Consider the following 677-nt stretch of genomic DNA (forward strand, 5'->3'; position numbering starts at 1 on the left):
CAAAATGATATGGTCATAGAACCAGAGGCGCTCATACATTCAGGAACCGTACTTTACGGAGGCCGGACGAATGATCATGCGCATCTTTCAGGTCGTGACTCGGCCAGGCAAAGAGGAAGAGTTCAGCAAGTTCTTCCATGAAACAGCTATACCCTTGATGAGAGGTACTAAGGGCATCGTTCAAGTGTTTCCTGGTGCCGCACGTGCTGACACACCACGAGAATTCAGCTTTGTCATGGTGTGGGAAAACCTAGAGGCACTAAAGGCTTTTGTCGGCGAAAACTATCAGAGCCCGCATATCGATCCGGCGGAGGCGGAATTGGTCGAGTCGCGTTCTATCAAGCATTATGAGCTGGTCCAATAAGGGCCATGGCTTGAACGCTAGAAAACAACTCGAGGGAAATAATGATCAAAGGGAAATGCGGCTGCGGAGCCGTAACGTATCAGATGACATCACAACCCATGTTCGTGCATTGCTGCCACTGTAGCGAATGTCAGCGACAAACCGGATCAGCCTACGTCTTGAACGCCATCATTGAGGCTGATCGCGTGACGTGCAAAGGGCCAATCACCGAAAATGAGCTCTCCACTCCGAGCGGGAAAGGTCAGATTATTACGCGCTGTAGGGATTGCGGCGTCGGCGTTTTTAGCAGCTACATGATCCGCCTTGGAAAGCT

General features: G+C 51.0%; 2 protein-coding genes. Both read left to right on the top strand.

Going from position 1 to position 677, the window contains the following annotated elements:
* The first annotated feature begins 70 nt into the window (after positions 1-70).
* Complete coding sequence (locus ACR0IP_RS23310) at positions 71-364, top strand: putative quinol monooxygenase (protein ID WP_039522545.1); 294 nt, start codon at positions 71-73, stop codon at positions 362-364.
* Positions 365-405: 41 nt separating this feature from the next.
* Positions 406-677, top strand: a 272-nt coding sequence (locus ACR0IP_RS23315; protein ID WP_480528184.1) for a GFA family protein, incomplete at its 3' end; no start/stop codon positions are given.

Source organism: Ruegeria sp. AL11 (assembly GCF_056540865.1).

Excerpts from the sequence above, each read along its gene's own strand:
- ACR0IP_RS23310 (WP_039522545.1), top strand. The coding sequence starts at position 71 with ATGATCATGCGCATCTTTCAGGTCGTGACTCGGCCAGGCAAAGAGGAA.